Genomic DNA, 20,152 nt, shown 5'->3' on the forward strand with positions numbered 1-20,152 from the left:
CCTGGTCGGCCGCGACTTCACCGCCGCCAGGCCCGGCACGAAGCTACGCCGCCACCGCTGCAGTGGGTGCCGGACCGGCAGCCCAGGTCTGGGGCAACTTCTACCCGACCCACTGACGCGCGACGCCAGCTCGTGCCCCTCGATGCGAGCGGCGCACTGCCAGGGCGCTCCGATCGGCGAACAGGGAGGCGGCCCGGCCTCGCGACGGCGCCCGACGAGGATTTTCTGGGAATTCCACGATCGGCGGCAACCTTTCGCCGTGCGGCGGCCACTGAAGAGCGTCATGGCGTACCCGCACCGGCTGATACGGCCGGTGCGCCCCGCCGTAGCGCATTTGGAAGGACTGACCAGGTGTCACCTGATCGCCAGCACCGTGGAGACCGCCACGGCGGCTCATCCGCAGCCCCAGCCGCTGTCCCCACCCGCCACCGCCGATCCCGTGCGGCACGGCGCGCCTTCGTCGCCGGCGGGGCGCTGGCCCTGGTCGGCGCCGTCGCGGCCATCCCCCTCTACGCCAGCGCGAGCGTCCACGGCGAGAAGTTCGTGGTGGCGGCGGACGGCTCCGGGCAGGACCGGACGGTGCAGGCCGCCATCGACGCGGCGCCGGCGGACGGGGTATCGCGCACGATCGTGATCAAGAAGGGGACGTACCACGAGGTGGTGAACGTCCCGGCGGGCAAGACCCATCTCAGGATCAGGGGCGCCACCGGCAACCCGGACGACGTGGTCATCACCTTCGGCAATGCCAGCGGCACGCCCAAGCCGGGCAGTGGCACGTACGGGACCGCAGGCAGCGCCACCGCGACGTTCTCGGCGAACGACCTCTCCGTGGAAGGCGTGACGATCAGCAACTCGTTCGACGCCGCCGCCAGCCCCTCCATCAAGGAGGCGCAGGCGGTCGCGGTGAACGCCCAGGCAGACCGCCAGGTCTTCCAGAACGACCGCTTCCTCGGCCACCAGGACACCGTGCTGGCCTGGTCGCCGGAGGCGACCGCGCAGAACCGGCAGTACTTCTTCGACGACTTCATCTCCGGCGCCGTCGACTTCATGTTCGGCAACGCGACCGCGGTGTTCGACCACGACAACATCCAGGCGGTCGACAACGGCGCGGCGGCCGGAGGCGTCAACGGCTTCCTCACCGCGGCCAACACCGACTCGGCCAAGAAGTACGGCTTCCTGATCACCAACAGCACCGTCTCAAGCAACGGCCAGGCGAACACCTTCTACCTCGGTCGGCCCTGGCACCCGACCGGCACGTCCGTCGCCCAGGTGGTGGTACGCGACACCGTGCTGCCTGCCGCGATCCACGCGGACCAGCCCTGGACCGACATGTCCGGGTTCCCTTGGACCTCCGCCCGCTTCTTCGAGTACCACAACAGCGGGCCCGGCGCGGTCGCCGACAAGAACGCACCTCAGCTGAGCGACGCGCAGGCGAGCGACTACACCGCGCAGAAGTACCTCGCGGGCACCGACGGCTGGAACCCGGTGGGCGGCATCAAGGCCGGCGGCGGCTCAGGCGGCGGCAACGGTACCGGTGGCAGCACAGGCGGCGGCAGTACGGCCGGTCTGGCGTCCGGTGACAGCCGGACCGTCACCCAGCCGACTCTCCCCACGGTCTGCGCGACCGTCCCCTCCACGCTGGCCATGCCCGACCGGATCGCCGCCACCGCGCAGGAGACCGCCCCGCCGGACACCTCCCGGATCCAGCACGCGCTCGACGGCTGCGTACAGACCGGCACCGGCTCAGTGGCCGTCAAGCTCACCTCCAGCGGCGCGGACACGGCCTTCCTGACCGGACCGCTCACCATCGGCCACGGCGTGGTCCTGCTGCTCGACAGCGACACCACGCTCTACGGCTCCCGCAACCCCGCCGACTTCCAGATCAGCGGCCAGTCCCAGTGCGGCACCGTCGCCGCCGCCGGCCGCGGCTGCCGGCCGCTGATCTCGGTCGCCGGAGCAGACGCTGGCATCGAGGCCCTCCGCAGCCCTTCGGGCAGCCAGGGCCGGATCGACGGCCGCGGAGACCTCACCATGCTGGGCGGCTCGACCACCTGGTGGGGCCTGGCGCACCAGGCACAGGTGAGCGGCGGCAACCAGAACAACCCTCGGCTGATCCAGGCCGTGAACTCCGACAACTTCACCCTCTACGACGTCGACCTGCTGAACTCCCCCAACTTCCACGTCGTCTACCAGGGCGGCAACGGCTTCACCGCGTGGGGCGTGCGGATCAAGACCCCGGCCGACGCCCGCAACACCGACGGCATCGACCCGGCCGGCTCGACCAACGTCACCATCAACGACTCCTACATCCAGACCGGTGACGACGGCGTCGCGATCAAGGGCGGCAGCGCAGCGAGCAACATGACGATCGAGAACAGCCACTTCTACGGCACCCACGGCATCTCCATCGGCAGCGAGACCAACGGGGGCGTCAGCAACATCCTTTTCCGCGACAACACCCTGACCGGAACCGACAGCTCGGGGATCGTCAGCGCCAGTAGCGCCGGCATCCGAATCAAGAGCTCGGCCGCGAACGGCGGAAAGGTCTCCGACGTCACCTACCTCAACACCTGCCTGGACGCGGTGCGCGCGCCGCTCGTCTTCGACACCCACTACTCCGGCGGGAGCGGCTCCTCGATCCCGCAGTTCACCGGCATCGTGGTGGACGGGGTCAAGTCGGCCGACTCCCCCTCCGGCGCCAACTCGGTGTTCCAGGGGTACAGCGCCGTACTGCCCCTCGGACTGACCCTCAAGAACGTCCAACTCGACGCGGCCAAAAACACCGCTCAGTACGCGCACATCAGCACCGCGAACACCAACCTCGCGCTCTCCGGCACCGGCGTCACGGTCACCCCGACCGCCACCGACAGCGCCGCACTGAGCTGCTCCTTCCCGGCCTACCCGGCCCTGTGACAGCCGCCGCTGGACGCTGAGCCGGTCCGGCAACGGTCGGCCGTGGCCCAAGTGGGCCGCGGCCGACTCCGGCTCAGCCGACGCCCGGCATCCAACCCGGAACACCTGCCCGGCGGCGGGTCGCCGATCTCAGCGCGATGCGCGAGGTCTACCGCTACGAGTACCGCCCAGCCACCTCGGCGCCCTCCCCGGCACCTCAACACCCATGACGCAGTCCATCCGACCTGTCCTTCGAGGGGCGGCGGCTGTTCAGTGAGATGTTCGGGACCTTCCTGCTCGTCCTGGCCGGGGCGGGTGCCGGGGTCCTGGAAGCGGCCACCCGAGGCGGGATCGGCCGCGGCGCCGAAGTCACGGCACCCGGCCTGACCGTGCTCGCGGTCATCCTGTTCATGGGCGCCGTCTCCGGAGCCCACCTGAACCCGGTGGTGAGCATCGCCTTCGCCCTGCGCGGCGACTTCGCCTGGCGCCGCGTCCCTGGCTACGTCGCCGCCCAGGTCGTCGGCGCCCTGCTGGCCAGCGTCGTCCTGCGCGCCACCTTCGGCGATGTGGCCCACCTGGGAGCGACCCTCCCGGGGCCCGGCTTCTCCGCGGCCCAGGCGTTCGCCGTCGAAGCCGTCCTCACGCTTGGACTCGTCAGCACGATTCTGGGCACGGCCTCCAGCGCGCAGAACATCGGGTCGCTGTCCGCGGTGGGCGTCGGCGCCTACATCGTGACGGCCGGTTTGTGGGCCGGCCCCGTCAGCGGTGCGTCCATGAATCGCGCCCGCTCCCTGGGGCCCGCGCTCGTCAGCCCGGACCTGGACGACCTGTGGATCTACCTCACCGCGCCGCTGCTAGGAACACTCCTCGCCGTCGCCGCCGCCCACATCCTGCGCGGACCAGGCGGCCCGAGCGGATCCCGCGCCGCCCAAGGCACGCTGAGCCCTCCCACCACCAGACACAACTGAGCCCCGGCCGCTGGCGGGGCCGTGCACAACCGATCGCCCCAAATCGCCGCGGGTGTCCCCGAAGGCGGCGAGGGCGAGTGAGGTGAGATGGCAAGAACGGGGCCACGCCGTGGACCGGGATAGCTCGGCGCGGATGGCCGAGCCGGTCTGCGGCTGGTGCCCGGAGAGTGGCCGCTGATCGGCCTGGGAGAATCGTGCGATGACCACCCCGACCGAGATCTCCCGCCACGCCCTGCTCCGTCGTGGGTTCGCCCTGGAGTACGCCACACTCGGCTGGAACGTGATCGGCATTGTCGTGCTGGTCATTGTCGCCGTCTCGGCCCGCCCCGTGCTACCTCGGCCAGCGTCTTACCGGTCTCGGCGACGATCCGCACAGCCCCCTCACGGAACTCCGCGTCGAACTTCCGCCTCTTCTCCGCCATGACTCCCAACTTCCCCTCCAGTCATGGTCTCTACGCTACGAGGGGAGGCACATGGGTGCTCCAGTTCGGTGATGAGCTGGCGGAACTCCAGACTCGCTGGCGCATCGGGCGGCCGGGTGCGCCGGCCGCGTCGTGGCGATCGAGGCGATCGAGGCGATCTGGGACGGTGACACCGTCCATGACTGGTTCGTGCAACTGCTGGCCATCACCGCCGACCCGGCGGGAGAGGCTCAGATGGCCACCGTCTACCGGTCAACGGCCAAGCGGTACCTCGGCGAGGACGAGGATTACCACTCGCGCCACCCGGCAGCGCCCTGGCCGCCCACCTCTCGGTTCCCTTCCACTTCGCCAGCCCGAACACCCCGGACGACGAGGCCCCCCGCTGGCAGTCCTGAGCGACGACAAGGCCGCTTCGCTTCAGGTACCCCGTCGAACGGGGTGTGGCCTGGGTGGCTAGCTCGCGAGAGAGGGCCTTCGGCCTACGGGCCCATAACCTACGGCGTGGAGGGGTCGTGCGGTTGACCGCACTCGTCGTCCAGCAGATGCAGTCGCCGAAGGTTCTGGAGCGCAGCGACCGGGAACGGGAACCGAATCCACCTGGCCTCGTAGCCAGCCTCGCCGTGCTCCTGCAGCACCTCCTGAGCGGCTTCGATCACGGCGTGTACCAGCGTGCTTCGAGGCTGGGTCGAACGCCACGAGAGGGTGCCGTCGGTGTCGGGGGCGGCGAAGCTCGCGGACATGTCGGGGAACCTGTAGATCGAGACGCCCACGCCTGTGGCGACGCCACGAAGCACCCACCTGATTTCGACGGGTTCAAGGTCGAAGGAGAACCGTTGGACTGGGTCCAGACGGTACATGCCTTCCAGCCCGTTGAGCAGATCGGTCAAGGCATCGGTGCAGTAGCTGACCACGTACTTCGCTTCGGCAGATGCGTCGGCGATTCGGCATGTTGCCCAACCACTACCGCTGAGCTGCCAATCGAACTCGATCTGACCTGTCATCCCCGCCCCCTTGACTGATCTTGCCCAGACGGTATCGCGGTGAGGGCTGCTGTCGGTGATCGGCTGCTCGTGTTGCCGGTGCTGTTCCATCTCCTGTGGCCGGGCGTCCTGGCGGCGGATCTGGAGTCCGAACTGCTCGGCACGAAGAGCCTGGTCTGGGTCGAGGGATGGCAGGGATGGGCGGGTTGAGGCGTCCGGTTCAGGTCACGGTCGGGGGCCGGGGCCGATTCGACGGCCAGGTGCACGGGGTGCTCGCGGTGTCGGCGCTGGAGGTGACGCTGGTGGTGACGCTGTCCGAGGACGACGGTCCGTATCGGGTCGTCCCGGTGCTGGAGCTGTTCGCGGCCGTTTCGCCGTACAAGGACAGTCCCTGAGCGGCGCCGCGGATCGTCGTGGTGGCGGTCCTCAGCAGCGGTGCGGGGACACCGGTGTTCTCGGAGCGTATGCCGTGCCGGGGGGGACGTGGGGGCTCCCTTCCGGCCGGGAAAGGTGTCTGTACACGAGCCTGTCCCAGGCCGGTGGCCTCGTCCAACTGCGGATGCCTTCTCAGTCCTCCTCCTCTCATTCCCTCTCCGCAGTCTCCGCCGCCCCTGGCTGCGGCGGCCGGCCGCCCTCGTGCTGGTAGCGCACGGCCGGGTCGGCCCGCAGGTCCTGGCGCCACAGGGAGCTGATCGCCTCATTGACCCTGAACTCCTCGGCGGCGTCGGCCGGCAGGGGCAGGTGCAGGGCGGGGTACAGCTCGAAGCGGTGCAGGTCGAAGGCCGCGATGACACACTCCCCGTAGGCGACGGCGGCGTGCACGGTGGCGACGTAGGCGAACCAGGCCACGGCCGCGAGCGCCGGGGCGAGCAGCAACCACCAGCCGGAGTCCCGGAGCAGCCAGATCGTCAGCGGGACGCAGAGGGCGGCGGTGACGCTCAGGCGGGCGGCGGCGTCCATGCTGGTGCGGCGATCGGCGACCGCCGCCCGCACCCGCTCGCCGAGCAGCGGCTCCAGCCGGGGCCAGACCACCACCGCGTCGAAGCCGTAGATCCGGCCGGCCCGGGCCTCGGCGGCGCTCAGCACGTTGCCGAGACCGGTGGGCCGGACGAAGTGGTCCTCGACCGGAAAGCGGGTGCGCTGCCAGTTGCCGTGCTGCCCGAGGAGCTGGATCTCGGCGGGAGACGGCTCCTCGGGACCGATCTCGGTCACGATGACCCCACGCCGCTTCAGCTGCCACGCTCGGCAGGGGACGGCCAGCCACCCCAGCCCCTTGGGCCAGTAGCCCTCCAGCCAACGGACCAGCGGCAGTTGCAGCGGCATGGTGACCAGGGCGACCAGCGAGACCACCAGCAGGAGCAGCAGGATCTCACCCGTCCGCAGCTGGGCCGCGGTCTGCCAGGCCCGCTGCCAGTGCACCGGGCCCGGGGCCCCTGCCCACAGGAGCGTGAGCACGAAGACGGTGGCCGCCGTGGTCGGCAGCGTGGAGACCAGGAAGAGCCGACCGGAGAGCGAGGATGCGGCGGGCTTGGCCAACGCCCCCAGATTCATGCTCTCTCCGCCTCTCCCGCACGGGCGCCGGTCACTGGTCGATCCGGAGGGTGCGGCCGTGCGTCTTCTCCTTGCGACAGACCGGCGGCAGGCCGTCGAGCAGGAACACCGCGGCCTGGGTGACAGGGTCGGGGCACACCGGGCAGCGGAAGTACAGCAGGCTGTAGTGAGCCTGGCCCGGCAGGCCCATCATGCCGGAGTCCCCGGCGGGGGCCGAGCGGGAGCCCGGGTCGGCCCCCGGGAGGACCGACGGGTACACGACCCCGAGGTCGGTCGATCCCGACGCCAGGACGACGCGGCCCAGTTCGGGCCGCTGTGCGAACAACCGGTCCAGCTCGTCGCGTAGCTCGAGGCGTGCCGGTGGCTCCTCGGGGTCGATCAGGTAGCGGGCGTCCTGCTCTGCGACAGGATCCGTTGATAGCAACTTACGGTAGCGGTAACGCAGTTCGTCCGGCTGCACGGTGCTGCTCCTCGGGTGGCCGGCCCTCACGGGCCGATGTGCTGGTAGGAGGCCCAGAGGTCGGGCCGGTCGGGAGTGCGGGCGCGCGCCGCGCGGACGGCGGCGTCCAGGGCGTGGGCCGGGCTGTACTCGGCGGCCGCCAGCAGCTCCCGGTAGAAGGCGAGGGCGATCCGGCCGGCCTCGTCGTCACGGACCGGCCACAGGGTGCCGATGACGTCGCGGTAGCCGGCGAGGTGCAGCGTCCCGGCCATGTGGAGCGATTCGTCCAGCAGCCTCGTCGCGCCCAATGCCGTGCCGCAGCCAGACAAATAGGCCAGCTCGGCGCCCGGCAGGTCCAGGCTGCCCACGGTCGACGGTGACAGCAGGGTGCCGTCCCCGAGCAGCAGACCGCTCTGCCGGGCCGGGTCCCGACTCCCAACCGCCGTCCGGGCGTGCCCGGCGAAGTGCAGCCAGGGGTGTTCCGCCATCCCCGCCACCAGGCCCGCCCAGTCGGCCCGGTCACCGGAGATCAGCCGCCCGGCACGGACCTCGTCCAGGACGTCTTCGGCCTCGTCCACGACCCGCGCCAGGTAGCCGGGTTGCCCGGCCTGGCCCGACGCCGCGACGGCGAGCACGCTCGGCGGGGAGGCTGGGGCCGGGCGGCGCCGGGCATGGTGCAGCGAGCGCAGGGTCGGCGCGCACGAGGAGACCACGCGCTCCAGCACGCTGTCTCCGGTGACGGGTTGCGCACCGGCGAACCGGCCGGCCGCGTGCAGCGGCAGGAAGACGGCCGCGCCGGAGGGCACCCACCAGAGTCGGGACCGTTCGGCCGGTGAGGCGGGTGGGCCGTGGTGGCCGAGCGCGTGCAGGACCGGCTCGGCGAGCTTGTGCCAGAGCTCGGTGAGCAGCTCCCGCACCTCGCCGGCGGCCCGATCGCGGTCCGTCCCGGGGCGGTTGAGCATGGTCATCGCGTCGACCAGTCGGAGCAGCCACGCCCTGGCCTGCTCGAAGCTCAGCAGCGGCAGCGGTACGACGTCGATGCCCTTCGGCGCAACCAGCACGGCGTGCGAGCGCCGGTCATGCAGACTGATGGCCACCAGGGTGCCGCGATCGGCGAGTCGGCGCAGGTGGGCAGGGGTGGGCGGCAGCAGGAAGTCCTCGTACCCGGGCAGTGCGCGCACCGCGGCCAGCTGCGCCTCCCAGGCGGCGGCCGCCCGGTGATGCCGCTCGACCGCGCCCGCTTCCGTGGGCAGGCTCGGCCTGTCCTCCTCGTTCTTCGGTCTACCTTCCTGCGCGCGGTCCAGCGCGGCCCTGGCATCCTCGAATCCGCTTGCGGCGTCCGGGAATTCGCGTCGGAGGCTGCCGAGGTCGGGTATCGCGTCGAGTCGGACGGCCGACAACAGACCGCGGGCCGACTCCCACCGGGCCAGCGCCTGACCGGCGGGCTCCCCGGCCATCAGGGCCGCTGCCAGGGAGGCGTCGGCGAGCCCGGCGGCGTACCTGGCCGTCAGCCGTTCGCGGTCCTCAGGGCCGAGCCGGGCCGACACCAGCGCGCTCTCCACCCGCACGGCCGCGGCGAGCGCCGGCGCGAGGGCCGGCCAGTCATCCAGCTCGGCAGCGGCCCGGGCGAGCGGCCTGACGACGCGGATCAGCGCCAGCGGGGAGACTCCCTGGGAGGTACGGAGCCGGCGTGCGGCGTCCAGGGCGATGGCCCAGGCCGCGGCCCTCTCCTCCCCGCACGAGCGGATCGCCCGCTCGGCCGCCACCCCTGCGGTCCGCTCCAGTACCGTGCCGCCAGCCGGGCCGAGCAGGTAGGCCGGCAGGCCGCTGCGAGCGCCGTCCCGGCCCGGCCCGACCGGTTGGGCGGCATCGCCCGTCCCGTCCCGACCCACGAGCGCGAGCAGGTCCGCGAGGTCCTCGCCGGTGTCCGGACTACCCCGCTCGATGGCGTCGGCCGCGGCGCGCCACTGCTCCACCTTCGCCCGCCGTTCTGCGGCCATCTCCAGGACGACGGGGTCGTCACTGATGCGGACCGCCTCCTCCACCCGCGCCAGGTAGTCCGTCGCGGCCGCGCGCATCACCTGCGGCTGCCTGTCGTCGATCGCCTGCAGGTACCGGACGCTGACGGCGCTCATGGCCTCGTGCAGGACGGACACCGCGAGGTTCATCCGGTTCATCCGGTCGTCGAGAGGAGTGGCGCCCGCACTGGCCGGCAGCGGTGCGGGCGGGCTCGCCATGTGCATCGCCTCCCGCCGGGCGTCCTCGTCGCCGGTGAACTGGTACCGGGCTTCGAGGATCTCCTTGAGACCCGCGTGGGCCTTGAGGAGGGCCGCCGCGCGCACCGCCGCGTCGTCGGGCTCCTCGACGGCGCCGGGAGGTGCGCTCTCCGTGAGCACGGCCCGGTACACCTCGGCGGGTTCGTCGAGCGCCGCCGGCTCGCCCCGGCGCCGCGCCCGGATCACCTGGGCGGCGCCGAGCTGCTGCCCCGCCTGCGCGCGCAGCGGGCTCCCGTGCGGCGCGATCCGGTACGCCTCCGCGGCGATCCTGATCAGCTCACCGAGCAGGCCCTCGTCGTCGTTCCACTGGGCGAGGGCCTCCAGGATGGACGCGAGCCTGCTCCATACCGCCGCCTCCTGCCGGGGCGACCCGCGGTGCTGCGCAGCGTTGAGCCCTCCGTAATGCAACAGTTCGGCCCACAGCGCCCGGTCCGTCGGATCGGTCCGTAGCAGGCCGAACAGTGCGTTCTGATGGGTGTCGAGCAGGAGGTGGCGGTCCGGGTCGTCGTCGACCAGCAGGCGGAGGGCTCGGCGGCCGATCTCCACGGCGCGCAGCGCGTCCGCCGCGGGCGGTGGGCGCAGCGGCCCCGACTCCAACAGCCGCATGGTGAGGTGCAGCTGGAGCGCGGTGAGGTACTGGCTCTCGAACGGGTGCCCGGCCGGGAGCGCGGCGGAAGCCTCCTCCAGCAGCGCCAACGCCGGCCCGCTGGACAGACCACCGGCGGCGATCGTCACTGCGCCCATGGCAGCCGCCGCCTGGACCTGCGCCACCGGTCTGAGCCAGTGCCCCACAGGGAGCAACGAGACGGCCCGCTCGGCGAGTTCGATCACCGCGGACGGGTCCTTCGGCGTCCTCCGACTCATGTTCCGGGACTGCGCGTGGGCGATGACGGCCTGGAGTTCGGCCGGGGAGCCCGTCCAGCCCAGGCCGCCCCGGATGAACTCCGCTGCCCGCAGCAGCGCCTGCTCGCCCTCCCCGGCCAGCGCGCCGAACCCCTCCGGCGTGAACCGCTCGCGCCCGGCCGAGCACAGCGGCTCCGGCAGCAACACCGGAGCGCAGCGCGAGGTCACCTCCAGCCAGACCGCCGCGAACCGCAGCTCCGCCGCCTCCCCGCCGCACAGGCCCCGACACCAGGCGAGCAGCCCCAGCAGCTGCACGTTGAGCGGGCCGCTCATCCGCCCGGCCTGGCTGTCGGCCAGCAGTGCGGAGCGGGCGTCTTCCATCGGCTCCCCGAAGAGCGCCTCCCGCCGCACGTCCGCCACGTACGCCACGTCCCGCCCGGCGAAACCGAGCAGGCGCCGCACGAACTCCCGCTGCGGCTCCGGGAGATCCTCACCGAACCATTGCCCCGCCATGCTCATATGATGAGCCATCAGCTTCCGGCCCACCTCGGATTCCGGCTAACCGCACAGCACTACTATTCGTACGCTTCCGGGGTGATCGCGGTATGTGGGGGCCGTTCGGCGACCGAAGCCTTGCCACAGATGGAACCGGTCGGCGACCTGCACGGGGTTCGGCGCACCGCGCCGGGCGCCCTCCCATGGTGGAGTCGGTGTTGGAACTGTCCGAATGCCTTCCCGTGAGCCGGCGTTGAACGGCGTTCAGAGGTGACAGACCGCAACCGGAGCGACGACGTCGGCCGTGGTGCGGATCGTCGGAACGCTCATGGTTCCGGCCCCGGTCATGAGGGACCCCGCTCTTCTGCCTGACGGCCCCGTTCGTCACACTGAACCGTGCCTCGAACAGCCACCGTCACCTCGTCCCGGCAGGTCCGCCGCCTCACCACGATCGCGTTCTTCGGTCCGCCGGTGATCGTCGGGCTGTCGTTGCTGGCCGCCAATCCGGACTGGAGCGGGCTCGGGCTGGTGCTCGGGACCCTCGCTCTGATCGCTACTCTCCTGCTGATGATGACCGCCGCGCCGAGCGGGTGGCTGCTCGTCGGCGGGGTGATCCTGGGGATCGCCGCGCTGTCCGTGCCGGGGCCGCTGCTGCAGGCAGAGGTGATGGCGCACCAGGGGCAGCGGGTGCAGGTCCGGGTCACCTCGGTGAAGAGGTACCAGGGCAAGCACGGGCCGCAGTACACCTGCCTGCTGGAGCGGGTGGACGGCAAGCCGCTCAAGCACGCCGAGCTGGGCAACGACTCCTGCGACGGGCCGGCGGAAGTCGGGCAGAGCCAGGACGTGCTCATCGACCCGCACGGCTGGACGGCGCCGGAACCGACCGATACGGACTACAGCGGGATCGACATCGCCGCCTGGTCCCTGCCGGTGGTTCTGGGGCTCTTCGAGCTGCTGGTCCGGCGGTCCCGGCGGGCCGGGCTGCGCCGGGTCGGGGGCCGCTGATGGCGCGCGGGTCCCGCAGGAACGTGGCCTGGCCTGCGCACGTGGTGCGGCGGCACGCCCGGACAGCCGCGCTCGCCCCCCTGCCGATGGCGGGCATCGGCGTGCTCGCCACCCTTCAAAGAGCCCCATCAGAGCACGCGGCCCGGCCCTGCCACAACACCTCGCCGTCACTGTCCGTTGACAGGGAAGTTAGCGTTCTGTTCGCGTTGGCCTGCGGCGACTGGATTGGTTGGCAAACGATCAGGCCAGAGGGGTGGCTCTCCGTCACATAGGGAGCGAGAACAGCCGTACGGGCCCGGCGGGCCAATGGGCGTCGTCGCGTAGGGGCATCGTCATGGTCCGCAGCGGCATCGTCACCAGGCGGTCTTCAGGCTGTTCGACGAGTACGTGGGTGTCGAGCGGGTGCCATCCGAGGTGCTGGTAGAGCGACACGAGGGGAGGTCGGCAGAACAGGAGTGCGTGCTGAGGACCCATCGTGCGGGCGTGCTCCAGGGCAGCCGTGACGACGAGCCCAGCCAGACCCTGACCTTGCATGCCGGGTGACACGGCCACCCCGCCGACGCCCACCACCTCTGTCTTGGTGTCGCCGATCGCAACAGGCAGTCGTAGCAGGCCAGTGTGTGCCACGAGCCGGTCTTCGTGTCTGATGCCGAAGTGTTCCTCTTTCGGCAACCAGGTCAGACCGGCCGAGGCGACGCCGAAGGGATCATCGCCGTTGCCGAGGATCTCCTCCTGGTCCGCCTTCGTGTACTGGAGGAGCCGCACCGCAGTGGGTGTCGCAGAGGACCAGTTCTCATCAGACATTCCCACATGATGATCTCTCCGCCGAGCACTGGCCAAGCCGTTTCTCGGCCGACACTGGGCGCTGTCGCTCCCGATCGGCAGTACGTCCCCTCGTACGACTGGGTTCGCTGTCAAACGCCTCGCTTGGATGACAACGGACAGTCGCCCTGGTTGTAGTCGTGGTCCGCGCGCACGAAGGTGCCGTCGTCGACGTAGGCATCGCGGTCGTCCCGGCAGGAGGCGCAGTGGCACTGCGCGCTCCAGGTGAGCCGGGCGGCCGGAGTCGGCTCTCGGATGCCGGGCCCGAGGCTCCACGGACGGACCGGACGTCACGGCCGGAGCGGCGGGGGTGGGTTCCGATACGAGGTCGGTTCCCATGCGCACGTGTGGTTGGGGAGCCCGGGCCGATGTCCGGCCCACAGCGCATATCGCGGCGTACCGGAAAACGCATACACCGCCGCAACACCGCAGCCGTTTGAATGTGTCCCATGGACCACATCACCTCGCTTCCGACACAGTCGGTCCGTCGCGCGCACCGGACCGTGCTCGGCGGCCTGGCGCTGCTCGCCGCGGCGTTCGTCGGCTTCTACGCGCAGCGGCCGCTCGGCCACCACGGCAACCGGCTGCACTCCTACCTCGACACGATCAACGGGGTCGTCTTCCTCACCGTGCTCGCGCTGCCCCTGGCGGCGCTGACCATGCGGCTGCTGACCCGCCGTCGTGCCCACGCCGGCACCGCGCCGGCGTGGGCACGACGCGCCTCGCTGGCGGAGGTCGGCATCGTCTACGGGACTCTGCCGTGGGTGTGGATGACCATGCTGCCGGGCGCCCAGGCCGGCCCGAACGCTCCGACACGGGTGAGTCTGGTACCGCTACGGGACCTGATCGCGACCGTCGAGGCAGGCCCCGGGTCCGCGATCGTCCAGGTCGGCGGGAATCTGCTGGTCTTCGCGGCGCTGGGATTCTTCGGCCCAGTACGGTTCGCGGCGCTGGCCTCGGTACAGCGGGTCGCAGCGCTCGCGGCAGCCTGCTCGACGGCAATCGAGGTCCTGCAGTACGTACTCCAGCTGGACCGCGTGTCCTCGGTGGACGACGTACTGGTCAACACCGCGGGCGCAGCGCTGGCCGCACTGGCCTCCCGACGCTGGTGGCGCGGCACCACCTCTGAACCGGGGCCTGCGGCTGGCAGGGCGTGAGCAACGGACCGGACCCGGCGCACCATGCGCTCGGACGGCTCCTCGTCCGCGAGGGCGGGGTCGTTGTCGCGGACCTTGGTGGCCGATCCGGCCGCGCCCGCCTCGGCCACCGTGGCGCTCATGTCGATCGACGAGGGCGTCCCAGGACAGCGGCATGCCCTGGGACGCGAGCAAGGCCAACAACAGCACCACCGTGGCCCTCGGCCGCCAGCCTGCCGGGGCGGTCCCCGGCCGCAGGGCCCGCGACACGGCCCCGCGACACGGCCCGATCGACCTCCGCGGAGCCGTTTCAGCGCTCGGCGCTCGGCGCTCCGCGCTCGGGTCTCAGGGTGAGGGAACGAGTGGAGCCAACGCGCCGGGCCGCACAGCACCTGCGGCGGCCGAACCGTTCAGCAGTTCGGCCAGGTCGTGAGGGTGCGCCTGCTCGGTGGTCGCCGTCGCTGCGGTGATCCGGTCCAGCCGGAAGCCCCGGCCGGCCTGCCGGGTGCGGCACCAGGCGATGAGGTACCACCGACCGCCGGCGGTGAGCAGCCCGGCCGGTTCCACCCATCGGTCGCTCTCGCGTCCCCCCGCGTCCTGGTAGGACAGCCGCAGTACCGTGCGGTTGGCCAACGCCCGTTCCACTTCGGCCCGGACCGCGGAGTCGGTGCGGGCCGGTAGTGCGACGATCCGCGCGGCGAAGTCCTGGGCGGCCGCCAGGGCGGGACCGGTCACCGAGGCAGCGATCTTCTGGGACGCCGCGCGGGCCGCGCGTCCGTAGGGGGTGGAGGCGTCGACCAGGGCGAGTGCGGCGACCAGGGCGGACGCCTCCTCGGCGGTGAAGTGGATCGGGGGCAGGGTCATCGCCGGGTCGATCGACCAACCACCACCCCGCCCTGCCGCTGCGCGTACCGGAACGCCAGTCTCCATCAGCGTTTTGAGGTCACGCTGCACCGTGCGCGTGCTGGTCTCCAACCGCGCGGCGAGCGCGGCGACCGTCAGCTGCCGCGGCGCTGCCGCGCGCAACTCCTCCACCAACGCATAGAGCCGAGAAGTGCGCTTCATCAGACAGACGTTACCGTCCCGCGCCGGCCAGGAAGTCGTGCTGGCGCCGCTGTTCGCGTTCGGTGACGGTCAGCGGGAACAGGGTGAAACCGTGCATCGCCCCGGCGACGACGCCGAGTTGTACGAGTGACCCAGCCGCCCGCCACCGCTGGGCCAGGAAGAGCGAGTCGTCCAGCAGCGGATCCTCGGTGCCGACGACCATCCGGGCGGGCGGCAGGCCGGTCAGGTCGGCGAAGAGCGGCGAGACCTCCGGAGCTCGGCGCTGCTCCGCTCCCATCCCTGGCAGGAACAGTTCGTAACTGCCCCGCAGTGCGTCGGTGTTGCTCAGCAGCCGCCGGGAGCCGAAGGACCGCTGGCTCGGTGTCATAGACAGGTCGTACGCGCCGAAGAGCAGGTGGGCGGCCCGGAAGGCGCCGGTGATGCCGTGCCGGTCACGAAGGCGCAGCAGGGTCAGGACGCTCAGATGGGCACCGGCCGATTCGCCGCCGATCAGCAGCCGCCGGGTGCCGAACTCGGCGGCCGCGTTCTCCACCAGCCACCGCGCGGCCGCTTCGCAGTCGTCGGGTCCGGCGGGGAACGGGTGCTCCGGCGCCAGCCGGTAGTCCACGCTCACCACGGCAAGCCGCGCCTCCACCGCGAGCCGCCACAGCCTCTCGTCCTGCCCGCCCGCCGAGCCGAACGCCCAACCACCGCCGTGGATGTGCAGGTAGACGCCCTCGGCGTCGTCCGGTACGAACGTCCGGACCCGTACCCCGCCGGCCACCAAGCGATCGTGGCCCTGCGGCAGTCTCACCGGTGGCGTGTCGCCGCCAAGCCGGTTGCCCCGCAGCAGCGCCATGGTGGCGGCGTCCAGCACCGCCCCGCGAGGCGGACGGCTCGCGGCTGCGGCCTCGAACTGCTCGTTGAACGCCAGGGTCTCGGCCAGGATGTCTTCGTCGGTGATCGTCATGGGACGACCGTCGCAGCTCTTCGCGACAACACCCTGTCACCTTTTCCAGGTGACCTGCATCACAGGAGGGAGGTGCCCATCACCACACGGCGCGGTCCGGAGTGAGATTTCGTCCGCCCCCGGCCGCCTGCTCCCACCCGTCGGTAGCTGGATTGGGCAGGGGCGCCCGCGACGTGAAGATCCCGCCGGGCCTTGGGGATCGGGCGGGATCTGGTGACTGTCACATGTCGCGTGTCGGGTTCAGCCCGTGGGGGTGTGGGGCGCAGTCAGAGCCGGAACGGGTTTCCTCCCTGGGCTGCGATGAGGTACCAGGCGGTGGCGCCGGTGTGCAGGGCGGCGTAGTAGGTGTCGCCTTCGCCGGTGATCAGGCCGTCCTGGGAGGCGGCGACGATTCCGGCGCCGTCGGTGTTGGGCGCGCTGTGCTGGGCCAGTTCCAGGGTCTTGAGCAGGGTGGCGGCCTTGGCGTCGTCGCCGGCTGCGCCGCGCTGGTTGTAGGCGGCCAGGAGGTGGGCGGTGCCTTCGAACCAGACCTTGCTGGTGTCGGCACCACTGAAACTGACGCCGACGAACGGGCCGTCTGCGGCGGCCATCCGGCCCGCGGCCCAGTCGACGGCCGGTGAGTAGGCGGGGTCCAGGGTGGCCAGGTAGCTCCAGGTCTGGACGTCTTCGGGCTCGACGTCCTGGTTGGTGGTGACGCCGTCGAGCCCGGTGCCCGTCCACAGGTGGCCGTTGGCCGCCTGCATGGACTTGACGAAGGCGAAGGCGTCCTTCGAGCGGTCCGCCCAGGTGTGGTCGCCACTGGCGGTGGCCAGCATGGCGAAGAACGCGCCGGTGTCGATGTTGTGCTCGGTGGCCTTCCAGGTGATGGGGACCATCGTGGCGCCGGTGCCGTCGTCGTTGCGCAGTCCTCCGGTGTAGCCGCCGTTGCCGCGCGTGTCGGCGGTGTTGGTCTGGATCCAGTTGGCGATCTTCAGAGCGCCGTCGAGGAAACGCTGCTGGCCGGTCGCGTGGTACAGGCGGGTGAGGGCCATGCCGGCCCAGGCCATGTTGCCGGTGTAGACGGAGGACCCTCCGACGTACGGAGCGCCGGTGGCGGTGACGAAGGGGGTCGGCTCGTAGGAAGCACGCAGGCGGCCGTCAGGGCTGATGTCGTGGGCTTGCGCATAGAGGAGGCTGTCACCCATGGCGATGGCGTGGCTCACGTCGTCGCCGCCGCTTCGTTGGAGGAAAGCGGTGATGACCAGCGCATTGTCATGCTGCACCTGTTGCACTTGCGGAGGCGCCGGCGTGCGGATCGCCACCGTCCCGCCGGCCCGGAGTGTACGGACGGGGTGTCAGCGCCACTGGCAGGAGGCGCCAGCCATCGCCGGGAGCGGCACCGGGCCGCTGGTGGTAGCGGTGGCGGGTCGGGCGGCCGTCGCAGGGTGGTTCCCCGGTGCCCTTCCGGGCTGACGGCTGGTCGCAAAATACTTTGAAACATTTACCCACCCTTGCTCCGTCATAGGGCGGATACCGCGAAGGACGGAGGAGGCAGTGGGGACAGCTCGACGGCGGGCAGCCTTGGAGGAGGAGTTCGTCGCGTTCGCGACGACTCGCAAAGGGCAGCTCTACCGGTCGGCGTACTTCCTGACCGGGGGTGACGGTCACCTGGCCGAGGACCTGGTACAGGAGACGCTCGGGCGGATGTACGGCCAGTGGCACCGGCTGCACCGGCCCGAGTGGGCCGGGCGGATCGATAATCCGGCCGGCTATGCGCAGACCGTGCTGGTACGCGAGTACCTGACGCACCAGCGCAAGCGGAGCAGCAGCGAGCGGCCCAGTCAGGTGCTGCCGGAAGTGGCGGTCCGCGAGCCGGACGCGGCGCTGCGGCAGGCGCTGGTCGGCGCGTTGGCGCAGTTGCCGCCGCGGGACCGGGCCGTGGTGGTGCTCCGGTACTGGGAGGACCGCAGCGTGGAGGAGACAGCGGCGATCGTCAAGGACAGTTCAGCGGCAGTGCGCACCAGGTGCACTCGGGCGCTGGCGCGGTTGCGGGTGTTGTTGGGCAGCGATCTCGAGGAGTTGGTGAGGCAGTGAGTGGCAATGGCCCGGTCGGCGGCGGGGATGAGGAGTTCGAGGTGCGGCTGAGTGCGGCCTTCGGGCGAGCGGCGGACGGTCTCACCGCGGAGGGCGGGGGGCAACTGGTGGAGGGAGGGTTGGCACAGGGGCGGCGGCGCAGGCGGGGGCGGCGGCGTGCGGTGTTCGGCGCCATGAGTGCGCTGACGGTCGTCGCGGTGGGGGCGAGTGCCCTGGGTGTTGCCGCCACGGACCGGATGCCCGGGCGCACCTCCAAGGCGCTGGCGGCCGCGTCGAAGGACGCGCCGCCACCGCTGGACCACGGGGTGACCATCCTGCTGATCGGACTGGACTCGACGACCGACGCCAAGGGGCAGCCGGTCTCCGAGGACCTTCGTCGCGGGGATCTGCACGCCGCAGCGAACGACGTGGACGTGACCGACACCCTGATGCTGGTGCACATTCCGGCCGGCGGCGCGACGGCGCGTCAGCTGTCGATCCCCCGAGACGTGCTGGTCGGTTCCGGGATGACGATCAACCAGGTCTATCCCGCCGCCGAAGCCGCGGCACAGAGCCGGCTGCGTGGCCAGGGGTTCTCCGGAGCCGACCTGCGCTGGCAGGAGCGGGAAGCCGGCCGAGCGGCGCTGATCAAGTCCGTGCAGCAGCTGGTCGGGGTCCAGGTGGACCACTTCGCGGAGCTGTCGATGGCCGGGTTCTACCAGGTCGCGCAGGCCGTCGGCCCGGTGCCGGTCTGCCTGAACCATGCGGTGGACGACTCGTGGAGTGGCGCGCATCTGCCCGCCGGATCCAGTGAACTCGACCCGGCCCAGGCACTGGCGTTCGTGCGCCAGCGGCACGGGGTGGGCGACGGTTCCGACCTGGCCCGGATCCAGCGGGAGCAGGCGTTCCTCACCGGCGTTCTGCACAAGCTGCGCACGGGGGGCGTGTTGGCGGATGCCGGGAAGCTGTCGGCGCTGTACGAGGCCGTGAAGGACGACCTGGTGGTGGACCAGGGGTGGAGTCCGGTCGACTTCGTGCGCCAGGTGCCCGCCTTCGTGCAGAACGCGACGACGGCCTCGACCTTGCCGGTCCAGGTGCAGGGCAACCGGCTGGCGGCGGAGCCGGGGAAGGGCAAGGAGATCCTGACCGGCCCGGCCGAGCCAGGGCACCAGAGCACGGATGGTGTGCCCTGCGTCGACTGACGGGGCGCACCAGTGACCGGTACACCGAACGTCTGAGAGGCGGCGGGGACGTCGCCGGGCATCTTCCTTGGTGAGATGTCCGGTGACGGACCGGGCCGCTGCCGTCGGGCGGGTGGATCCCGTAGGGTCGGCCAATGGCGAAGTATTTCGACGTGCACCCGCAGACCCCTCAGTCCCGCACCATCGGCACCGTGGTGGACAGCCTCCGTTCGGGGGCCCTTATCGCGTACCCGACCGACTCCTGCTTTGCCCTCGGTTGCCGCATGGGCAACCAGGAAGGCCTCGAACGGATCCGGTCGATCCGGCGTCTCGACGACCGCCACCACTTCACCCTGATGTGCGAGAGCTTCGCCCAGCTGGGGCAGTTCGTTCACATCGACAACGACATCTTCCGTGCCGTCAAGGCGGCGACACCAGGCAACTACACCTTCATCCTCCCCGCCACCAAGGAGGTCCCGCGCCGTCTGATGCACCCGAAGAAGAAGACGGTGGGGGTCAGGATCCCCGACCACGTCGTCACCCGGGCCCTGCTCGCCGAACTCGGCGAGCCCCTGGTCTCCAGCACCCTTCTTCTCCCCGGTGAGGACGAGCCGATGACCCAGGGGTGGGAGATCAAGGAGCGGCTCGACCACGTGCTGGACGCCGTGGTGGATTCCGGCGACTGCGGTACGGACCCGACCACGGTCGTCGACTTCTCAGGCGGCGGGGCGGAGATCGTCCGGCGCGGGGCCGGCGACCCCGCGCGCTTCGAGTGACGATGCGGGCGCAGGCCGGCTGACAAACGGTCTCGACTGCGGCGTGTCGCGGGACACTGCGCGTGATCGCGGGTGGCGCTCTCGCACCTGCCGCAGGCCCTGGCCGCGCCACTGCCGCGGTGGAGACCCGGAATGCGGGCCTCCCAGGAGCCGGTGGTGCTACTGGGCGATGGCGCAGTCGTGGTCGACCTCGTAGGCGTCGCAGCCGTCCCGGCAGGAGGCGCAGTGCCACTGCGCGCTCCAGGTGACCTGGGCGGTCGGCGGGCGGGGGCTGGACGTCGTCAGGGTCATGGGCTCGTT

19 protein-coding genes are annotated in these 20,152 nt (G+C 71.2%); 9 read left to right on the top strand and 10 right to left on the bottom strand.

Features of this window, described 5'->3' with window-relative positions; all coding sequences use genetic code 11:
• Positions 1-351 precede the first annotated feature (351 nt).
• Together BS80_RS42270 and BS80_RS00430 are read left to right on the top strand one after the other, a co-directional pair.
• Positions 352-2,913, top strand: coding sequence for a pectinesterase family protein (locus tag BS80_RS42270; protein ID WP_051965532.1), 2,562 nt, complete (start codon positions 352-354; stop codon positions 2,911-2,913).
• Between the two features lie 245 nt (positions 2,914-3,158).
• Complete coding sequence (locus BS80_RS00430; RefSeq protein WP_269676089.1) at positions 3,159-3,860, top strand: MIP/aquaporin family protein; 702 nt, start codon at positions 3,159-3,161, stop codon at positions 3,858-3,860.
• 302 nt (positions 3,861-4,162) lie between these two features.
• On the opposite strand, the gene BS80_RS38820 is transcribed toward BS80_RS00430, so the two are convergent.
• Both BS80_RS38820 and BS80_RS00435 read right to left on the bottom strand, forming a co-directional pair.
• Positions 4,163-4,282: a transposase gene (locus BS80_RS38820; RefSeq protein ID WP_083973996.1), complete on the bottom strand. Its 120-nt coding sequence runs from the start codon at positions 4,280-4,282 to the stop codon at positions 4,163-4,165.
• Positions 4,283-4,776: 494 nt separating this feature from the next.
• Positions 4,777-5,283 (bottom strand): hypothetical protein, encoded by a 507-nt coding sequence (locus BS80_RS00435; protein WP_035792692.1) that lies wholly within the window; start codon positions 5,281-5,283, stop codon positions 4,777-4,779.
• A gap of 39 nt (positions 5,284-5,322) precedes the next feature.
• Between BS80_RS00435 and BS80_RS40195 the strand changes: the two genes are divergently transcribed.
• Positions 5,323-5,472 (top strand): hypothetical protein, encoded by a 150-nt coding sequence (locus tag BS80_RS40195; protein ID WP_157535702.1) that lies wholly within the window; start codon positions 5,323-5,325, stop codon positions 5,470-5,472.
• A complete protein-coding gene (locus BS80_RS00440) occupies positions 5,469-5,657 on the top strand; it encodes a hypothetical protein (RefSeq protein WP_157535704.1) in 189 nt (62 codons plus the stop codon). The genes BS80_RS40195 and BS80_RS00440 overlap by 4 nt, the downstream gene beginning before the upstream one ends.
• A gap of 187 nt (positions 5,658-5,844) precedes the next feature.
• Here the strand turns inward: BS80_RS00440 and BS80_RS37335 are convergent, their stop codons facing one another.
• Genes BS80_RS37335 through BS80_RS00455 form a run of 3 tightly spaced genes read right to left on the bottom strand, consistent with a single transcriptional unit; the run spans position 5,845 to position 10,884 of the window.
• Entirely contained in the window at positions 5,845-6,813 is a 969-nt protein-coding gene (locus tag BS80_RS37335; protein WP_051965534.1) for a hypothetical protein, read from the bottom strand.
• Between the two features lie 31 nt (positions 6,814-6,844).
• The gene (locus BS80_RS00450) at positions 6,845-7,273 is read right to left on the bottom strand and encodes a hypothetical protein (RefSeq protein ID WP_035791392.1); all 429 of its coding nucleotides are present in this window, start codon (positions 7,271-7,273) and stop codon (positions 6,845-6,847) included.
• A gap of 26 nt (positions 7,274-7,299) precedes the next feature.
• On the bottom strand, positions 7,300-10,884 hold the full coding sequence (locus tag BS80_RS00455) for a CHAT domain-containing protein (RefSeq protein ID WP_157535706.1): 3,585 nt from the start codon (positions 10,882-10,884) through the stop codon (positions 7,300-7,302).
• A 378-nt stretch (positions 10,885-11,262) separates the two neighbouring features.
• Between BS80_RS00455 and BS80_RS00460 the strand changes: the two genes are divergently transcribed.
• Positions 11,263-11,871 (top strand): hypothetical protein, encoded by a 609-nt coding sequence (locus BS80_RS00460; RefSeq protein ID WP_035791394.1) that lies wholly within the window; start codon positions 11,263-11,265, stop codon positions 11,869-11,871.
• A gap of 264 nt (positions 11,872-12,135) precedes the next feature.
• Here BS80_RS00460 and BS80_RS00465 read toward each other — a convergent pair whose 3' ends face one another.
• Positions 12,136-12,675 (bottom strand): GNAT family N-acetyltransferase, encoded by a 540-nt coding sequence (locus BS80_RS00465; RefSeq protein ID WP_035791395.1) that lies wholly within the window; start codon positions 12,673-12,675, stop codon positions 12,136-12,138.
• 467 nt (positions 12,676-13,142) lie between these two features.
• Between BS80_RS00465 and BS80_RS00470 the strand changes: the two genes are divergently transcribed.
• A complete protein-coding gene (locus BS80_RS00470; protein ID WP_083973997.1) occupies positions 13,143-13,850 on the top strand; it encodes a VanZ family protein in 708 nt (235 codons plus the stop codon).
• 324 nt (positions 13,851-14,174) lie between these two features.
• On the opposite strand, the gene BS80_RS00475 is transcribed toward BS80_RS00470, so the two are convergent.
• The 3 genes from BS80_RS00475 to BS80_RS00485 all read right to left on the bottom strand — a co-directional run bounded on the left by BS80_RS00475 (position 14,175) and on the right by BS80_RS00485 (position 17,105).
• Entirely contained in the window at positions 14,175-14,894 is a 720-nt protein-coding gene (locus BS80_RS00475; protein WP_035791397.1) for a helix-turn-helix transcriptional regulator, read from the bottom strand.
• A 10-nt stretch (positions 14,895-14,904) separates the two neighbouring features.
• On the bottom strand, positions 14,905-15,843 hold the full coding sequence (locus tag BS80_RS00480; RefSeq protein WP_035791398.1) for an alpha/beta hydrolase: 939 nt from the start codon (positions 15,841-15,843) through the stop codon (positions 14,905-14,907).
• Positions 15,844-16,109: 266 nt separating this feature from the next.
• Positions 16,110-17,105 carry a hypothetical protein gene (locus tag BS80_RS00485; RefSeq protein WP_157535708.1) on the bottom strand — a complete coding sequence of 332 codons (996 nt, stop codon included), beginning with the start codon at positions 17,103-17,105 and terminating at the stop codon, positions 16,110-16,112.
• A gap of 271 nt (positions 17,106-17,376) precedes the next feature.
• Here BS80_RS00485 and BS80_RS00490 point away from each other — a divergent pair, with 271 nt between their 5' ends.
• The 3 genes from BS80_RS00490 to BS80_RS00500 all read left to right on the top strand — a co-directional run bounded on the left by BS80_RS00490 (position 17,377) and on the right by BS80_RS00500 (position 19,852).
• On the top strand, positions 17,377-17,916 hold the full coding sequence (locus tag BS80_RS00490; protein WP_051965539.1) for a SigE family RNA polymerase sigma factor: 540 nt from the start codon (positions 17,377-17,379) through the stop codon (positions 17,914-17,916).
• Positions 17,913-19,097 carry an LCP family protein gene (locus BS80_RS00495; protein WP_051965540.1) on the top strand — a complete coding sequence of 395 codons (1,185 nt, stop codon included), beginning with the start codon at positions 17,913-17,915 and terminating at the stop codon, positions 19,095-19,097. The genes BS80_RS00490 and BS80_RS00495 overlap by 4 nt, the downstream gene beginning before the upstream one ends.
• A gap of 134 nt (positions 19,098-19,231) precedes the next feature.
• Positions 19,232-19,852: an L-threonylcarbamoyladenylate synthase gene (locus BS80_RS00500; RefSeq protein WP_035791400.1), complete on the top strand. Its 621-nt coding sequence runs from the start codon at positions 19,232-19,234 to the stop codon at positions 19,850-19,852.
• Between the two features lie 159 nt (positions 19,853-20,011).
• On the opposite strand, the gene BS80_RS43355 is transcribed toward BS80_RS00500, so the two are convergent.
• Entirely contained in the window at positions 20,012-20,143 is a 132-nt protein-coding gene (locus BS80_RS43355) for a hypothetical protein (protein WP_269676081.1), read from the bottom strand.
• Between the last annotated feature and the right edge of the window lie 9 nt (positions 20,144-20,152).

Origin of the sequence: Kitasatospora mediocidica KCTC 9733 (genome assembly GCF_000744225.1) — a bacterium.
In the GTDB taxonomy this organism is placed as follows: domain Bacteria; phylum Actinomycetota; class Actinomycetes; order Streptomycetales; family Streptomycetaceae; genus Kitasatospora; species Kitasatospora mediocidica.

Excerpts from the sequence above, each read along its gene's own strand:
- BS80_RS00470 (WP_083973997.1), top strand. The coding sequence starts at position 13,143 with ATGGACCACATCACCTCGCTTCCGACACAGTCGGTCCGTCGCGCGCAC.
- BS80_RS43355 (WP_269676081.1), bottom strand. The coding sequence starts at position 20,143 with ATGACCCTGACGACGTCCAGCCCCCGCCCGCCGACCGCCCAGGTCACC.
- BS80_RS00480 (WP_035791398.1), bottom strand. The coding sequence starts at position 15,843 with ATGACGATCACCGACGAAGACATCCTGGCCGAGACCCTGGCGTTCAAC.
- BS80_RS00455 (WP_157535706.1), bottom strand. The coding sequence starts at position 10,884 with ATGGCGGGGCAATGGTTCGGTGAGGATCTCCCGGAGCCGCAGCGGGAG.
- BS80_RS00465 (WP_035791395.1), bottom strand. The coding sequence starts at position 12,675 with ATGTCTGATGAGAACTGGTCCTCTGCGACACCCACTGCGGTGCGGCTC.
- BS80_RS37335 (WP_051965534.1), bottom strand. The coding sequence starts at position 6,813 with ATGAATCTGGGGGCGTTGGCCAAGCCCGCCGCATCCTCGCTCTCCGGT.
- BS80_RS00500 (WP_035791400.1), top strand. The coding sequence starts at position 19,232 with ATGGCGAAGTATTTCGACGTGCACCCGCAGACCCCTCAGTCCCGCACC.
- BS80_RS38820 (WP_083973996.1), bottom strand. The coding sequence starts at position 4,282 with ATGGCGGAGAAGAGGCGGAAGTTCGACGCGGAGTTCCGTGAGGGGGCT.
- BS80_RS00435 (WP_035792692.1), bottom strand. The coding sequence starts at position 5,283 with ATGACAGGTCAGATCGAGTTCGATTGGCAGCTCAGCGGTAGTGGTTGG.
- BS80_RS00475 (WP_035791397.1), bottom strand. The coding sequence starts at position 14,894 with ATGAAGCGCACTTCTCGGCTCTATGCGTTGGTGGAGGAGTTGCGCGCG.